General features: G+C 70.6%; 15 protein-coding genes. 6 read left to right on the top strand and 9 right to left on the bottom strand.

Features of this window, described 5'->3' with window-relative positions; genetic code table 11:
• Nucleotides 1–5: 5 nt before the first annotated feature.
• Genes paaC through paaA form a run of 3 tightly spaced genes read right to left on the bottom strand, consistent with a single transcriptional unit; the run spans nucleotide 6 to nucleotide 2145 of the window.
• Nucleotides 6–875: a 1,2-phenylacetyl-CoA epoxidase subunit PaaC gene (gene paaC, locus VPH61_RS13745; protein WP_332064066.1), complete on the bottom strand. Its 870-nt coding sequence runs from the start codon at nucleotides 873–875 to the stop codon at nucleotides 6–8.
• Nucleotides 872–1177, bottom strand: coding sequence for a 1,2-phenylacetyl-CoA epoxidase subunit PaaB (gene paaB, locus VPH61_RS13740; protein WP_332064065.1), 306 nt, complete (start codon nucleotides 1175–1177; stop codon nucleotides 872–874). The genes paaC and paaB overlap by 4 nt, the downstream gene beginning before the upstream one ends.
• Complete coding sequence (paaA, locus tag VPH61_RS13735; RefSeq protein ID WP_332064064.1) at nucleotides 1174–2145, bottom strand: 1,2-phenylacetyl-CoA epoxidase subunit PaaA; 972 nt, start codon at nucleotides 2143–2145, stop codon at nucleotides 1174–1176. The genes paaB and paaA overlap by 4 nt, the downstream gene beginning before the upstream one ends.
• A gap of 117 nt (nucleotides 2146–2262) precedes the next feature.
• On the opposite strand from paaA, the gene paaI reads away from it, so the two are divergent.
• The 4 genes from paaI to VPH61_RS13715 all read left to right on the top strand — a co-directional run bounded on the left by paaI (nucleotide 2263) and on the right by VPH61_RS13715 (nucleotide 5190).
• Entirely contained in the window at nucleotides 2263–2673 is a 411-nt protein-coding gene (gene paaI / locus VPH61_RS13730) for a hydroxyphenylacetyl-CoA thioesterase PaaI (RefSeq protein ID WP_332064063.1), read from the top strand.
• A gap of 115 nt (nucleotides 2674–2788) precedes the next feature.
• Nucleotides 2789–4048: a phenylacetate--CoA ligase PaaK gene (paaK, locus tag VPH61_RS13725; protein ID WP_332064112.1), complete on the top strand. Its 1260-nt coding sequence runs from the start codon at nucleotides 2789–2791 to the stop codon at nucleotides 4046–4048.
• Between the two features lie 126 nt (nucleotides 4049–4174).
• Nucleotides 4175–4816: a TetR/AcrR family transcriptional regulator gene (locus VPH61_RS13720; protein WP_332064062.1), complete on the top strand. Its 642-nt coding sequence runs from the start codon at nucleotides 4175–4177 to the stop codon at nucleotides 4814–4816.
• Nucleotides 4813–5190: an STAS/SEC14 domain-containing protein gene (locus VPH61_RS13715; RefSeq protein WP_332064061.1), complete on the top strand. Its 378-nt coding sequence runs from the start codon at nucleotides 4813–4815 to the stop codon at nucleotides 5188–5190. Before VPH61_RS13720 ends, VPH61_RS13715 begins: the two co-directional genes overlap by 4 nt.
• Before the next feature lie 7 nt (nucleotides 5191–5197).
• Here the strand turns inward: VPH61_RS13715 and VPH61_RS13710 are convergent, their stop codons facing one another.
• From VPH61_RS13710 to VPH61_RS13685, 6 genes are all read right to left on the bottom strand, one after another.
• Nucleotides 5198–5578, bottom strand: a complete 381-nt coding sequence (locus VPH61_RS13710; protein ID WP_332064060.1) for a hypothetical protein — start codon at nucleotides 5576–5578, stop codon at nucleotides 5198–5200.
• A gap of 39 nt (nucleotides 5579–5617) precedes the next feature.
• Complete coding sequence (locus VPH61_RS13705; RefSeq protein ID WP_332064059.1) at nucleotides 5618–5839, bottom strand: hypothetical protein; 222 nt, start codon at nucleotides 5837–5839, stop codon at nucleotides 5618–5620.
• 152 nt (nucleotides 5840–5991) lie between these two features.
• Nucleotides 5992–6756 (bottom strand): ABC transporter permease, encoded by a 765-nt coding sequence (locus VPH61_RS13700; protein WP_332064058.1) that lies wholly within the window; start codon nucleotides 6754–6756, stop codon nucleotides 5992–5994.
• Nucleotides 6753–7541, bottom strand: a complete 789-nt coding sequence (locus tag VPH61_RS13695; protein ID WP_332064057.1) for an ABC transporter ATP-binding protein — start codon at nucleotides 7539–7541, stop codon at nucleotides 6753–6755. The genes VPH61_RS13700 and VPH61_RS13695 overlap by 4 nt, the downstream gene beginning before the upstream one ends.
• Nucleotides 7538–8119: a TetR/AcrR family transcriptional regulator gene (locus tag VPH61_RS13690; RefSeq protein WP_332064056.1), complete on the bottom strand. Its 582-nt coding sequence runs from the start codon at nucleotides 8117–8119 to the stop codon at nucleotides 7538–7540. Before VPH61_RS13690 ends, VPH61_RS13695 begins: the two co-directional genes overlap by 4 nt.
• A gap of 113 nt (nucleotides 8120–8232) precedes the next feature.
• Nucleotides 8233–11364, bottom strand: coding sequence for a DUF5979 domain-containing protein (locus VPH61_RS13685; RefSeq protein ID WP_332064055.1), 3132 nt, complete (start codon nucleotides 11362–11364; stop codon nucleotides 8233–8235).
• A 369-nt stretch (nucleotides 11365–11733) separates the two neighbouring features.
• Between VPH61_RS13685 and VPH61_RS13680 the strand changes: the two genes are divergently transcribed.
• Both VPH61_RS13680 and VPH61_RS13675 read left to right on the top strand, forming a co-directional pair.
• Complete coding sequence (locus VPH61_RS13680; protein WP_332064054.1) at nucleotides 11734–13872, top strand: RecQ family ATP-dependent DNA helicase; 2139 nt, start codon at nucleotides 11734–11736, stop codon at nucleotides 13870–13872.
• Between the two features lie 28 nt (nucleotides 13873–13900).
• A complete protein-coding gene (locus VPH61_RS13675; protein ID WP_332064053.1) occupies nucleotides 13901–14689 on the top strand; it encodes an SGNH/GDSL hydrolase family protein in 789 nt (262 codons plus the stop codon).
• Nucleotides 14690–14820 lie beyond the last annotated feature (131 nt).

Raw genomic sequence — 14820 nt, 5'->3', positions numbered from 1 at the left:
CGCGCTCACCACGACGCCCCCGGGTGCGCGCGAGCGAGCACCTGCATCTCGGCGAGGAGCGGCCCGAGGTGCTCGGTGTGGCGGCCGTGGCGGCCGCCGCCGGAGGCGATGAACGCGGTGCGACCGGTCGGACGCTCGAGCGCCGCCTCGGCGAAGACCTCGTCGATGACGGCGTCGAAGGCCGGGCGCAGGGTCGACGGCAGCACCGCGACCTCCGCCGTGGTGAGACGCTCGACGAGCTCGTCGTCGACGAACAGCTCGTCGACGTAGGGCCACGTGTCGGCGATCGCGAGCAGCATGCGTCGGCGCGACTCCTCGGTGCCTCCGGCGAGCCGGAGCACCCACTGCGTCGCGTGGTCGCGGTGGTAGTCGACCTCCTTCACCGACTTCGCGGCGATCGCCGCGAGCGTCGGGTCGGCCGAGGACGCGACCCGCGAGTACAGCTCGAACAGGTAGACGGATGCCGCGAGCTGCCGCGCGATCGTGTGGGCGAAGTCGCCGTTCGGCTGCTCGAAGAGCCAGGCGTTGCGGAACTCGGGCTCGTCGCGCCAGTAGGCGAGGTCGTCTTCGCTTCGCCCTGTCGCGGTGCCGGCGTAGTGCAGCAGCGAGCGGGCGTGCCCGATGAGGTCGAGGGCGATGTTGCCGAGCGCGACGTCCTCTTCGAGCTCGGGCGCGGCGGCGATCCACATGCCGAGCTGCTGGGCGAGCACGAGGGCGTCGTCGCCGAGGCGCAGCGCGTACTCCGCGGCATCCGCTGAGGCGACCGCCGTGCTGCCGTCGGCTGCGGTGCCCGCGAGCTCGTCGGCGAGCGCGAGCCGGTCGACGGAGACGTCACCGTGGGCGTCGCCGTGCGGGTCGAGGTCGGCGCCGCTCACAGGTGCTTCACCCCTTCGCTCTTCGTGTAGTAGACCGCGTGACGATAGTTCTTGCCCACTGGGCTCTCGAAGAACGCGCCCTTCGCGTCGGGGTCGCTCGTCGTGATCGCGTCGGCGGGCACGACCCAGATCGAGATGCCCTCGTTGCGGCGGGTGTAGAGGTCGCGCGCGTTGCGCACGGCCATGTCGGCATCGGGCGCGTGGAGCGATCCGACGTGCACGTGCGAGAGGCCGCGGTTGGCGCGCACGAAGACCTCCCAGAGGGGCCAGGCCTCGGTGCCGGTCTCACCGGGGGTGCTCATGCGGCGACCCGTTCGGCCTGCTTGCGGGCGTACTCGTGGGCAGCCTCGCGCACCCAGGCACCGTCTTCGTGGGCCTCGCGGCGTCGACGGATGCGCTCGGCGTTCGCCGGACCGCGCCCCGCGAGCACCTCGTCGAACTCGGTCCAGTCGATCTCGCTCATGTCGTACTGGCCGGTCTCCTCGTTGAAGCGCAGGTTCGGGTCAGGCAGCGTCACGCCCATGACCTCGGCCTGCGGCACGAGCATGCCGACGAAGCGCTGGCGCAGCTCGTCGTTCGAGAAGCGCTTGATGTTCCACGCCATCGACTGCGCCGAGTTCGGCGACTGGTCGTCGGGCGGGCCGAACATCTGCAGCGCGGGCCAGTACCAGCGGTTCACGGCGTCCTGCGCCATCTGCTTCTGCGCGTCGGTGCCCTGCATGAGCTCGAGCAGGATCTCGAAGCCCTGACGCTGGTGGAACGACTCCTCCTTGCAGATGCGCACCATCGCTCGCCCGTAGGGCCCGTAGGAGGCGCGGCAGAGCGGCACCTGGTTGCAGATCGCGGCGCCGTCGACGAGCCATCCGATCGCACCCATGTCGGCCCATGTCGGCGTCGGGTAGTTGAAGATCGATGAGTAGCGCGCGCGGCCGGTGATGAGCTGGTCCATCATCTCTTCACGCGTGATGCCGAGGGTCTGAGCGGCCGAGTACAGGTAGAGCCCGTGGCCCGCTTCGTCTTGCACCTTCGCCATGAGGATGGCCTTGCGCTTCAGGCTCGGCGCGCGCGTGATCCAGTTCGACTCGGGCTGCATGCCGATGATCTCGGAGTGCGCGTGCTGGCTGATCTGGCGGATGAGCGTCTTGCGGTACGCCTCGGGCATCCAGTCGCGCGGCTCGATGCGCGAGTCGGCGGCGATGAGGTCGTTGAACCGGGCCTCCTCGGCGGAGAGCTCCGGATCGACCACGCTGAGGTCTGCTGGAGAGGTCATCGTCGACTCCTGTGTCTGTGGACTCGGCATTACTAACCGATCGTTCAGTTAGTATATGCTCATCTCGAGCGCCACAGCAACGGCGCGCGAACGCATGAACTCGACGAGGAGCTTCACATGGCGGATGCCGCGACCACCCCCACTCGCGCGATGATGCAGCGCGACCAGGCCTCAGCGGCCCTCGGCATGGTCGTCGAGGTCGACGAGCCCGGCCACGCGGTCGTCTCGATGCGGGTGCGCGACGACATGACGAACGGCTTCCACATCACCCACGGCGGCTTGGTCTTCACCCTCGCCGACACCGCCTTCGCGATCGCCTGCAACGAAGACCACACGATCACCGTCGCTGCCGGCGCCGACATCAGCTTCCTGAAGTCGACCGTCGCCGGGCAGACCCTCACGGCGACCGCACTGCGGCGCGCCCGCAGCGGCCGCACGGGCCTCTACGACGTCACGGTCGTCGACGAGCAGGGCGACGCCGTCGCCGAGTTCCGCGGCCGTTCGATCTCCACCAACCGCACCATCTGACCCGCCACCAGGAGCCACCGTGTCGACGACGACCACCTCCCCCTCCGCTTCCGGCCTCGCGTCCATCTCCGGCCTCGCGCCGGCGGCACCGGCCGACCTCGACTCCGAAGAGCGGATGTCCCGCGCCGAGATCGAGGCGCTCCAGCTCGAACGGCTGCAGCAGACCGTGCAGCACGCGTACGACAACGTGCCCCTCTACACGAGGAAGTTCGACGAGGCCGGAGTGCACCCCCGCGACATCCGCTCCCTCGCCGACGTCGCGAAGCTGCCGTTCACGACCAAGGAGGACCTGCGCCAGACCTATCCGTTCGGCATGTTCGCCGTGCCGATGGAGCAGGTCGCCCGCATCCACGCCTCGAGCGGCACCACGGGCCGGCCGACCGTCGTGGGCTACACGAAGGGCGACCTCGACCGCTGGGCGACGCTCATCGCGCGATCGCTGCGGGCCAGCGGCATCCGCCCGGGCATGAAGGTGCACAACGCCTACGGCTACGGGCTCTTCACCGGCGGCCTCGGCGCGCACGCCGGCATCGAGAAGCTCGGGGCGACCGTCATCCCGATGTCAGGCGGCCAGACCGCCCGCCAGGTGCAGCTCATCCTCGACTTCGAGCCCGACGCGATCCTCTGCACGCCGAGCTACCTGCTGACGATCGCCGACTGCATGGTCGAACAGGGCATCGACCCGCGCTCGACCTCGCTGAAGGTCGCCGTGCTCGGCGCCGAGCCCTGGACGAACGAGATGCGGCACGAGCTCGAACAGCGCCTCGGCGTCGACGCGCTCGACATCTACGGTCTCAGCGAGGTCATGGGCCCGGGCGTCGGCAACGAGTGCCTCGAGACGAAGGACGGCCCGCACCTCTGGGAGGACCACTTCCTGCCCGAGATCATCGACGGCGAGACCGGCGCGCAGCTGGCCGACGGCGAGATGGGCGAGCTCGTCTTCACCTCCCTCACGAAGGAGGCGTTCCCGGTCATCCGGTACCGCACGCGCGACCTCACGCGACTGCTGCCCGGCACCGCCCGGCCCGGCATGCGCCGCATCGAGAAGATCACCGGCCGCAACGACGACATGATCATCCTGCGCGGCGTGAACCTCTTCCCGACGCAGATCGAGGAGATCGTGCTCGGCATCGAGCAGCTCACCCCGCACTTCATCCTCGAACTGCGCCGCACGGGCACCATGGACGACATGACCGTGCGCATCGAACGCCACCCCGACCTCTCGGTCGAGGTCTGCCAGGCCGCCACGGTCGTGCTCGCGAAGCGCATCAAGGAGGGCATCGGCTCGACCGTCGCCGTGCAGCTCGAAGAGCCGGGTGCGCTCCCCCGCAGCGAGGGCAAGTACAAGCGGGTCTACGACCTGCGTGGCCAATGAGCGGATGTCGCGTGGCTCGCGGCGCCCGCACCGGCGAAGTGACGCGAATCGACCTTCGCATCGCGGCGAAACCTCGACTCGCGTCACTTCACGGTGGGGCGCGCCGCGGATGGGAGACTGAGGGCGATGTCTGAGAACGGATCACTTCGACGGGGACGCCCCGGGTACGACCAGCAGGGGATCCTCGAGGTCGCCGTCGCGGCGTTCAATCAGTACGGCTACGACGCGACGTCGATGGGCGTGCTCGCCGATCGGCTCGGCCTCTCGAAGTCGGCGATCTACCACCACTTCGCCTCGAAGGACGAGATCCTCGAACGTGCACTCGACGACGCGCTCAGCGCCCTCGAGGGTGTGCTCGGCGAGTCGACCGCAACGCAGGGCCGCGCCGCCGACCGGCTCGAGGCGGTGCTCGGCGGCGCCGTGCACGTACTCGTCTCGAAGCTGCCGTCGGTCACCCTGCTGCTCCGCGTGCGGGGCAACACCGAGGTCGAGCGGCGCGCGCTCGCCCGGCGTCGCGCGTTCGACCGCGCCGTCACCTCGCTCGTCGAGGAGGCGCAGATCGAGGGCAGCCTCCGCTCCGACATCGACCCGAGCGTCGTCGCCCGCCTCGCGTTCGGCATGATCAACTCGATCGTCGAGTGGTATCGCCCGGGCGGCAAGGAGGACGCCGACCGGCTCGCCGGCGACGTCATCGCCATCGCGCTCGACGGCCTGCGCATGCCGACGTCGAACCGCGTCGAAGAACTCATCGAACGAGGGCGAGCATGATCGAACCGATCGCAGGCCTGCCCGACGGCGTCATCGGCTTCCGCGCCGTCGGCACCGTCGACGCCGCCGACTACCGCGAGGTGCTCATTCCCGCGATCGACGCCGTGCTCGCCGAGCACGAGCACGTCAACGTCGTGGCGGTGCTCGGCGACGACTTCGACCACCTCTCGATCGGCGCCATGTGGGAGGACGCGAAGCTCGTCGGCCTGCCGTTGTCGAGTTGGGGCCGCGCCGCGATCGTGACCGACCACGACGTGCTCGCCGGCGTCGCGACGGCCTTCGGCGGTCTCGTGCCCGGCGGCTTCCGGGTGTTCCCGCTCGGTGAGGAGCGTGCGGCGATCGACTGGGCGGCGGAGTACCCGCCGGCAGAGTAGCCTCCGGTCAGTCCTCGCTGCGCATGCGGTTGCTGCGCGCGAGGAACGTCGCCGCGACGATCGTCACGATGCACAGCACTGCCGGCACGATCGTCTTGCCGACGTCGCCCTGCACCGCACCGATGAACGAGTCGATGCCCTGCACGATGGTCATCGCGACCGCGATGGCGAGCAGGCCCGCGTCGGACCGGAACATCGGTGCCACGAGCGCCAGCACGATGAGTGCGACGCTGCGCGAGGTCGCGTACAGCGCGTCGCTCGCCTCGAGCCCGCCGTCGATCACGGCGAGCACCGAGTACGTGACGCTCACCCCCGCACTGATGACCGTGACCGCGTAGCAGATCCAGAAGGCCGCACCACGAGTGGCGGCGCGCGTCGTTTCGCTCATGGGTTCAGGGTGGTGGGCCCGGGGGCCGCGGTCAAGCGATCACGCCGCGGGGCGCGGCATCCGATTCGTCAGGTGCCGATGGGATGCCGCGTGGCGCGGTGCCCGCCCGGTCGCCGCCGCCCGCACGGCGGCCGAGGCGGCGTCTGCGGCGGCGGTTTCGGAGCGGCGTTCGAGCGCCACGCGACGGCGCTCGAGTTCGCCGGCGATGCGTTCGTCGTTCGCGGCGACGAGGTGGGGAAAGGTGAGTTCCGAAATCAACATGTGTCTGCTCCTGTGGGTCTGCATCGAGACTCCTCGCTAAGGCGGGGGTGAGACATCCGGAGATCGCCGTATATCAGGGCCCGCGCGACGCAAGGGCGGCCTCAGGTGCTTCAGCCGCCTCGGACCCCAGGAGCCTCAGTCACCTGAGAATCTCAGCGGTCGAGCTGCAGCCGCGACCAGGCCAGCGCGGCGAGCGCGCCGAAGGCGACGGGCACGCTCGGCACGATGGCGAGGCTCACGAGCGGCACGGCTGCGGGATCGATCGCCAACAGGGCCGGCGCCACGATCGGCACCCAGGCGCCGATGCCGACCACGGCCATGACCTGGGCGAGCACGAGCAGCACCACGGTGGCGGCGATGCCCGGCAGCAAGCCGCGCCCGAGGGTGGCGATCCACGCTGCGGGCACGGCGATGAGCGCGGTGAGCACGACGAGCACGGGAATGCGCAGGAGCTCGACGACACCCGAGGGGTCGGTGGCGCCGTAGCCGAAGGCGAGGCCGAGGATCGCGACCACCGCGGTGAGCAGCACCGCGACTCCCGCTGCCCAGACGACGTAGACGGCGAGCTTCGCGAGCGCGATGGTCGAGCGCCGCACCGGCAGCGCGAAGAGCCCCCCGATCGTGCCGTCGGCGAACTCGCGACCGAACAGCCAGCTGAGCGCCACCCCGAAGGCGAGCAGGCCGCCCGCCGAGGTGATCTGCGACACGACGCCCACGAGGCCGACCCAGCCGCCCAGCCGGGCGAGCGGTCCGAGCTTGGCGAGCAGCTGTTCGTCGCCCGAACCTGCACCGATCAGCATGCCGAGCGCGAGCAGGGCGACGCCGACCAGGAGGATGACCGTGATCGAGGCCATCACCCGCGACGCCGCGGCCTTTCGGGCCTCGACTGTTATGGCCGTGCCGAAGCCGGCGGTCATGCGGCCGCCTCGCGCTCACGATCGCCCGCTGGGTCGTCCGCACGGTCACGCGCGCGGTCGTCGTCGAGCAGCATCGCGAAGAACGCGCGCTCGAGATCGACCCCGCCCGGGTCGAGCGAACCGATCGTGCGGCCCGCGTTGACGACGGTGATGCGGTCGGCGATGCGCGCGACCTCGTCGAGATGGTGGCTCGAGACGAGGATGCCGGCGTCGGCGCCGGCACGCCGGAGGAGCGCCTCGCGGAGCAGGATCACCCCGGCCGGGTCGAGCGCGTTCGTCGGCTCGTCGAGCACGATGAGCGCCGGATCGTGCTGCAGCGCTGCGGCGAGGCCGAGCCGCTGGCGGTTGCCGAGCGAGAGCCGGCTCGCCCGAACGCTCGCGTAGCGACCGAGATCGAACTCGGCGATGGCGCGGTCGACGAGCGCGCCGGCGGCCCGTCGCTCGGCACCGTGCAGGCGGGCGGCGACGATGAGGTTCGACCGGCCGTCGAGCTCGGCGTAGGCGAGCGGATGCTCCACCAACTGCCCGACGCGCGACCACCTCGAGGCCGCACCCCGCGCGATCTCGATCCCGTCGATGCAGACGCTCCCCGCCGTCGGACGCAGCATTCCGAGCAGCAACCGCATCAGCGTCGTCTTGCCCGCACCGTTGAGACCGACGATGGCATGGATCTCTCCGGGCTCGACCGTGAGGTCGACGCCGTGCACCCCGGCTCCGCCTGCGAACTCCCGCACGAGGCCGCGTGCCTCGAGTCGCGTCGCGACCGGAACGGTCACCGCCGTCATCGCCGCACCTCGATGACATCGAGGGCGTGTTCGATCGCCTCGGCGAGCGAGAGGTCGTCGCGCTCCGCCCACGAGTACAACCCGGCGACGAGCGCAGCGAGCACGGATGCCGCAGCGACGCGTGCGACCTCGAGTGTCGCGCCGTCGACCACCAGCTGCTCGACGATCGCTCGTTCGGTGTTGCCCGTCGATCGCCACATCGCGCCGCGCAGCGATGGCGTCCGTGCGATGATCCGCACCCGCCGCCGGATGATCGGCGTCTCGGGTTCGGGCAACGCCCGCCACGCAGCGCGCACGCCGCCGGCAGCACGCAGGAACGGTGGATCGGTGCGCGCCTGCCGGCCGATGGCCTCGATCAGCACCGGGTCGTAAGGGTCGTCGAGCAGCAGGTGCTCCTTGGCCGGGAAGTAGCGGAAGAAGGTCATCTCGGTGACCCCGGCGGCGCGGGCGATCTGGGCGACCGTCGTCTGCTCGTAGCCGTGCAGCTCGAACAACTCCAGCCCGGCGTCGATGAGCGCCGCGAGCGTGCGCTCCCGCTTCGTGGTGGGCTCGGGGTCGAGGCGCTGCGCGTCGGTCACGGCTAAATGTTAGCCGCTAACATTTAGCCCCGCAAGCGGCTGCTGCTGCTCGGCGTGAGGAAGGCCGGGCCGCGCGTTGGGGGATGCGCGACCCGGCCTTCCGTCGTGGATCGCTACGCGCGGCGGCGGCGAACCGCGGCCATGAGCAGCAGCGCGGCGCCCAGCGCGAGCACGAGTGCACCGCCGACCACCGCCGGCATGACCCCCTCGACGCCCGTCGAGGCGAGTCCTGGCGCCGGGTGCCGCTCGAGCGTGTTGGTCAGCTCGATCTCCGCGACGGTGCCGTCGCCGATCACGACGACATCATCGCTGAACACGGCGCCGGCCCAGTCGGCGCCCTCGACCGCGGCGGGGGCGAGCTCGGTGAGCGTCACCACCGCACCGAACGGAATCGCCTCGCTCGTCACGGCAGCGCCGTCGGCCGACAGCGCGAGGAGGCCGGCACCGCCCGAGAAGCCGGTGCCGGCCGGGTACTCGTAGCGCACGGTGAAGGTGGCATCGCTCGGCAGCATCGAAGCGCCCGAGCCCACGATCGCCTTGCGCACCGAGAGGAACCCGTCGTTCAGGTGCAGGGTGTTCACGGCGAGCACCTCGGTCTGCTCGTCGTGGCCGATGACGAAGGTGTTCGACTCGCTGAACTCCACCAGGTCCCAAGTGCCGCCGACGACGGCGTCCGGTTCCACCTCCCGCACGGTGACGACGGCCCCTGCGGGGATGTCGCCGATCGTCACGGTCGTGCCGTCGGCCGGCACCGCGACCTCGGTCGGCTCGAGCGCGTCGAAGCTCGGGCCGGCGGGGTACTCGTACGTGAACGTGTACTCGCGGTCGGTGCCGACGAGGTGCGATCCGCTCCCCTCGACACGCTTCTGCAGGCTGAACGCGCCGACGTCGCGGGTGATCGTGTTGGTGAGCACGACGTCGACCGTCGTGCCGTCGCCGATCGTCACGCTGTCGGTCGAGAAGACCGGCACCTCGCCCCAGGTTGCGCCGAGCACGGGCTGCGGAGCGAGCTCTGTGAGCTGCAGCACCGCCCCGTAGGGCAGCGGGCCGCTCGTGGCCGTCGATCCATCGGCGCCCACGACGAGCTCGCCGTCACCGGCGGCGAAGCCGATGCCGGCCTCGTAGCGGTAGTGGATGGTGAACGCGTCGGTGGCCGGCACGAGCTTCGCACCGGTCCCCTCGAGCACCTTGCGTGCCGAGAAGTAGCCGGCGTTCAGCGTGAGCTCGTTGTCGAGGTCGATCGTGACGCGGTTTCCCGCGACGACGGTGAACGTCTTCTCGCTGAACACGGGCTCTGCCCACGTGCCGCCTTCGACTCGCTCGAGCACCTCTTCGAGCGTGACCGTCGCACCGGCGGGCAAGTGCTCGACGGCGGCGGGCGCACCGCCGGCGGTCACCTCGACGACGCCGTTGCCTGCTTCGTAGACGCCGCGGTCGGGGTCGGCCGGGTACGACCACTCGACCGTGAAGGTCGGGTCGTCGACGAGACCGGCGGCGTTGCCGTCGAGGCGCTTCACGATCTCGAAGTCGCCGAAGTCACGCATGAGCGTGTTGGTCACGGTGACGTCGACCTCAGCGCTGGAGCCGTCGACGACGACTCGAGCGGGCTCGATCACCGGCGTCTGCCAGCTCGCACCGGGCACTGCGGTCGGCGTGCTCTCGGAGAAGTCGACGACCGCCCCGATGGGAAGGTTCGGGATCTCGATGCGCTCGCCGTCCAACGGAAGCTCGACGGAGCCGCCGCCCTGCGGGATGCCCTTGGCCGCGTCAGCGGCCCAGCGGTAGTTCAGGGTGAACGTCGCGTCGGAGGGGATGCGCATGCCGTCGTCGTTCACCACGGTCTTGTGGGCCGAGAGCGAACTCTTCTGCAGGGTCGCGCGGTTCTGCAGCCGGATCTGCGTGACGGCCCCGAGATTGCCCTCGGCCGACGAGAAGGTGAGCTCGAGGCGCTCGCTCTCGGTGCCGTCTGGCAGCACGAAGACCGGGTCGGCCCACGTGACGTTCGAGGGTTCGTCGGGCGTGATCTCGTCGAGCGTGATGGTGGTGCCCTTGAAGAGCTCATCGCTGAGGAACGACTCGCCCGCGCGCAGCTCGACCGTGCGCCGTTCGGTGACGGTTCCGTCGAGCGTCGCCGTGTAGTTCACGGTGAAGCGGGGCGTCAGGGAGGTGTCGCCCGCGAGCTCCTTGGTGAGCTGGAACTTGCCGAAGTTGCGCCCGACCACGCTGCCCGAGCCCGATACGCGGGTCGCGGTGCCGGTCGTGGTGCCGGGCTCGACGCCCTCGACGCTGTAGTTCGCCGTGTTCTGGTAGATCTTCGCCTTGCCCTCGTCGAGCACCTTCACGGTCCACACGACCTCGTACATCGAGCCGGTGATGCCCTGCTGGCCTTCGGGCGCCCGGTTGCCGAGACCGCGCACCGAGGTGAAGTCGACGCGTAGCCCGTCGGCGGAGACGGTCACCTCCGACGCCGGCTTGGCAGCGAAGACCGGGTTCTGACGGCCGAGGGAATCGTAGGCGAGCGAGCGAGCCTCGTAGACGACGGGGTCGCCGACGAGTTCGAAGGCGCCGAGGTCGAGCTGGTCCTCGACCACGATGTCGCGGCCCGCGGGGATACCGTCTGCGCCGGCCGGCACGCCGACCCACCAGGTGATGGTGTCTTCGAGGTTGCGGTACGAACCACTCTTCCACGCGTCCCAGCCGCCGAACTCGCAGTTCTCGAAGCAGCGGCCCGGGTTCGGGCCGACGATGACGGTGTCGCTGACGTCGCCGAACTCGAAGACCCGCTCCTCGGTCTCGAGGTTCTCGAGCCACACGTTCACCCGGAAGGTGAACTCGCCCCGCATGTCGAGCTCGTGCCCGTCGATGTAGGCGGGGTCGACCGTGCACGTGATGTTCGAGCTCGAGACGACGCACTCGCCCGCGGCCTCGCCATCTGGGTCGATCATGGCGAAGCGGTCTTCATGGCCGCTCAGCCCGTCGGGCAGGTCGACGGTCACGTTGACCGGGTTCGCGGCCTCGCCCGGCACGCTCCACTTGACGGTGATCTCCTGCTGGCTGCCGTCGTCGAACTCGTCGTGCACGAAGGCGACGTCGTCGATCGAGATCGGCGTGCCACCGGCCGCGTGGGCGGCCGTGCCGATCATGAGCACGTTGGCGGCGACACCGAGCACGAGGCAGATCGCGAACGCCAGCAGTGTCTGCAGGCGCCGAGCACGATCTCGGGATGACCCGATCGCGATGTTCATCACTGTTGCTTCCCTTTCTCCACGGACGTCTCACGTGGGGCGCGACGCGGCTGCGCCGGCACCACATCCGGGAGGTCGGGCACGACGGACAGCGCCTGCGCGTCGGGTTCGCGCAAACGTGCCGGTGCAGGGCGCGCGGTGGCGCCGATGCTTGGCGTGCGGTGCACGCCGGTCGGGCACATCCTCTCGGGTGAGGACGGGTGGCGGTTCGTTGCCACCAACCAAGAGATGGCGGATGACGCGATACATGACGTGTGATCAGCTGTGAAACTCCTGACTGCGTCTCCACAGCGTCGGTCTCGGGTGTGCTGGGCTCCCGACATCCGATCGCCCAGCCGTCTGTCGGCGGCGTGCAGCAGAGTGGATCCCATGACCCTTGCCGCGCCGCCCGCCGACACCCGATCCGCGGCACTCGCCGCCCTGCGCGAACTCGTCGGCCGCGACGACGCCGAGTTCCACGATGGGCAGTTCGAGGCGATCGAGGCACTCGTCGAGGGCCGTCGGCGCGCGCTCGTCGTGCAGCGCACGGGGTGGGGCAAGTCGGCCGTGTACTTCGTCGCGACGCTTCTGCTGCGTCGACAGGGCGCGGGGCCGACCGTGCTCGTCTCACCGCTGCTCGCCCTCATGCGCGACCAGATCGCGGCGGCCGAACGCGCGGGTGTGCGCGCCGTCGCCATCAACTCGACGAACGCCCACGAATGGGGCGACGTGCTCGCCCAGCTCGACCGCGACGAGGTCGACGTGCTGCTCGTCTCGCCCGAGCGACTGAACAATCCCGCGTTCCGAGAGCAGCAGCTGCCAGCGCTCGTGCGGCGCATCGGCATGCTCGTGGTCGACGAGGCGCACTGCATCAGCGACTGGGGTCACGACTTCCGGCCCGACTACCGGCGGCTGAGAGATCTCATCTCGCAGATGCCCGCCGAAGTACCGGTGCTCGCGACCACGGCGACGGCGAACAGCCGGGTGGTCGCCGACGTCGCCGAGCAGCTCGGCACTGGCGCGGCCGACGGCGCCGCTGCAGGCGAGGCTGCCGCGCCCGAAGTCCTCACGATCCGCGGGCCGCTCGCCCGGGCGTCGCTGCGGCTCGGCGTGCTGCGCCTGCCCGATTCGCCGAGTCGCCTTGCCTGGCTCCTCAGTCACCTCGATGACCTGCCGGGCTCGGGCATCATCTACACGCTCACGGTCGCGGCCGCCAACGACACCGCGCGACTCCTGCGCGAGCGCGGCCATGAGGTGCGCGCCTACACCGGCCAGACCGATACCGACGAGCGCACCGAGTCCGAGGGCATGCTGAAGCGCAACGAGGTCAAGGCGCTCGTCGCCACGAGCGCGCTCGGCATGGGCTTCGACAAGCCCGACCTCGGCTTCGTGCTGCACCTCGGCGCCCCCTCGTCGCCCGTGGCCTACTACCAGCAGGTCGGCCGCGCGGGCCGCGCGAGCGAGAGCGCCGATGTGCTGCTCCTCCCCGGCACCGAGGATGCCGCGATCTGGCACTACTTCGCGACCGCATCGATGCCCGATCAGGGGCGTGCGGAGCGCGTCATCGGTGCCCTCTCCGACGTGCCCGTCTCCACACCCGCCCTCGAGGCGATGGTCGACATCCGCCGCACCCCGCTCGAGTTGCTGCTCAAGGTGCTCGACGTCGACGGCGCCGTGCGCCGAGTGCAGGGCGGCTGGGTCGCCACCGGCACGCCGTGGTTCTACGACGCCGAGCGTTACGAGCGCATCGCCGCCGAGCGGCTCGCCGAGCAGCAGCACATGATCGAGTACGAGCAGACCGACGGATGCCGCATGGAGTTCCTCCAGCGATCGCTCGACGACGACACGGCGGCGCCCTGCGGGCGATGCGACAACTGCGCTGGCGTCTGGTTCCCACGTGAGATCGCGGCATCCGCGACCGCGACTGCTGCCGAGTCCCTCGACCGCGTCGGCGTGCCCGTCGAGCCGCGCCGCGCGTGGCCGACCGGCGCCGACCGTCTCGGCGTGCCCGTCAAGGGGCGCATCGCGCCAGCGGAGCAGGCGGGCGAGGGCCGAGCGCTCGCGCGCCTCACCGACCTCGGGTGGGGCGGCACCCTGCGCGAGCTGTTCGCAGCGGGCGCGCCCGATGCCCCCGTGTCGCCGCAGGTGCTCGCCGCGTGCGTGCGCGTTCTGGCCGACTGGGGATGGGCCGAGCGCCCGGTCGCAGTCGTCGCGATGCCGTCGCGCTCGCGCCCGCAGCTCGTCGACTCGCTCGCCCGCGGCCTCGCCGAGGTCGGGCGACTCCCCTACCTCGGCGCCCTCGACTTCCGGAACGGCGGTCCGACCGGTCAGCCGGGCGGCAACAGCGCGTTCCGGCTCGCGGGCCTGTGGGATCGGTTCTCAGCCGAGGGCCTCGACGTTCCGGCGGGCGGGGTGCTCCTCGTCGACGACCAGGCCGACAGCCGGTGGACCCTCACGATCGCCGCGCGCGAGCTCCGCCGGGCGGGCGCGACCGAGGTGCTCCCGTTCGTGTTCGCTCTCCGGGGCTGAGCCGCGGCGTCTCGCCTAACATCGAGGTGTGAGCACGTCTCGACTCGGGCACGGCCGCGCCGCTCCGATCGCAGCGCCGTTCGCGGTGCTCATGGCGGTGCTGCTCGCTCCGGCGTTGTCGGCCTGCAGCGCCTCGCCGGGCTCCTCCTCGGGCTCTTCGCCGGCGAGCACCGACGCGGCTCCGACTGCGTCCACCACCCGCGGAGTGTCTGTGATCCTCTCCCCGGCACAGGTCGCCGGGGGTGCCGAGGTGCTCATCATCGGCGACTCGTACACCGAGGGTTACGGGATCACGCCCGGCACCGACTGGGCCCACCTCGTCGTCGCCGATCGAGGGTGGGACGCCACCATCGACGGCATCAGCGGCACCGGGTTCACGCAGGGCGCCGCTGCCGACGGCCGCACCGGCATCGACTACGCCAGCCGGCTTCGCAGCCACGCCGACGACGACTCCAGTTACGACCTGGTCGTCCTTCAGGGCGGTCTCAACGACCTCTTCGTGCCGGCCGCCGAACAGCGCGACAACGTGGCCGCGGCGGTCCGGGCGGCGCACGCGGCGTGGCCCGAGGCCGGCGTCGTCGTCTTCGGTCCGATCGCCCCGTTCGGCGGCTTCGGCGACCGCGACGATGCCGGCATCATTCGAACAGCAGCGGGCGAAGCCGGCGCGCTGTACATCGACCCCGTCTCGCCGAGTCTGTGGCTCGACGAAGCCAACAGCCCTGAGTTCGACCTCGGTGACGGCCTCCACGTGAACGAGGCGGGTCAGGAGCACCTCGCAGAGAGGTTCGTCGAGGCCCTGCTGGACGCCGTCGAGTAGTCCGCGAGCTCCGTCAGGAGTCAGCGACCGGGATTCGGGCGGCACTTCGGCACTTCGGCACCGGCTTTCGAACCGAGACGCCCTCCGGGGCGCCCGTGCCTCGCTCGGGTTCCGGTTCGGCTCGAAGCACG

Origin of the sequence: Agromyces sp. CCNWLW203, assembly GCF_036576125.1 — a bacterium.
In the GTDB taxonomy this organism is placed as follows: Bacteria; Actinomycetota; Actinomycetes; order Actinomycetales; family Microbacteriaceae; genus Agromyces.
Note: the sequence above shows the minus strand (reverse complement) of the source record. Positions and strands in the feature narration are given on the sequence as shown.

Excerpts from the sequence above, each read along its gene's own strand:
- paaB (WP_332064065.1), bottom strand. The coding sequence starts at position 1,177 with ATGAGCACCCCCGGTGAGACCGGCACCGAGGCCTGGCCCCTCTGGGAG.
- paaA (WP_332064064.1), bottom strand. The coding sequence starts at position 2,145 with ATGACCTCTCCAGCAGACCTCAGCGTGGTCGATCCGGAGCTCTCCGCC.
- paaI (WP_332064063.1), top strand. The coding sequence starts at position 2,263 with ATGGCGGATGCCGCGACCACCCCCACTCGCGCGATGATGCAGCGCGAC.
- paaK (WP_332064112.1), top strand. The coding sequence starts at position 2,789 with ATGTCCCGCGCCGAGATCGAGGCGCTCCAGCTCGAACGGCTGCAGCAG.
- VPH61_RS13720 (WP_332064062.1), top strand. The coding sequence starts at position 4,175 with ATGTCTGAGAACGGATCACTTCGACGGGGACGCCCCGGGTACGACCAG.
- VPH61_RS13715 (WP_332064061.1), top strand. The coding sequence starts at position 4,813 with ATGATCGAACCGATCGCAGGCCTGCCCGACGGCGTCATCGGCTTCCGC.
- VPH61_RS13710 (WP_332064060.1), bottom strand. The coding sequence starts at position 5,578 with ATGAGCGAAACGACGCGCGCCGCCACTCGTGGTGCGGCCTTCTGGATC.
- VPH61_RS13705 (WP_332064059.1), bottom strand. The coding sequence starts at position 5,839 with ATGTTGATTTCGGAACTCACCTTTCCCCACCTCGTCGCCGCGAACGAC.
- VPH61_RS13700 (WP_332064058.1), bottom strand. The coding sequence starts at position 6,756 with ATGACCGCCGGCTTCGGCACGGCCATAACAGTCGAGGCCCGAAAGGCC.
- VPH61_RS13695 (WP_332064057.1), bottom strand. The coding sequence starts at position 7,541 with ATGACGGCGGTGACCGTTCCGGTCGCGACGCGACTCGAGGCACGCGGC.
- VPH61_RS13685 (WP_332064055.1), bottom strand. The coding sequence starts at position 11,364 with ATGAACATCGCGATCGGGTCATCCCGAGATCGTGCTCGGCGCCTGCAG.
- VPH61_RS13680 (WP_332064054.1), top strand. The coding sequence starts at position 11,734 with ATGACCCTTGCCGCGCCGCCCGCCGACACCCGATCCGCGGCACTCGCC.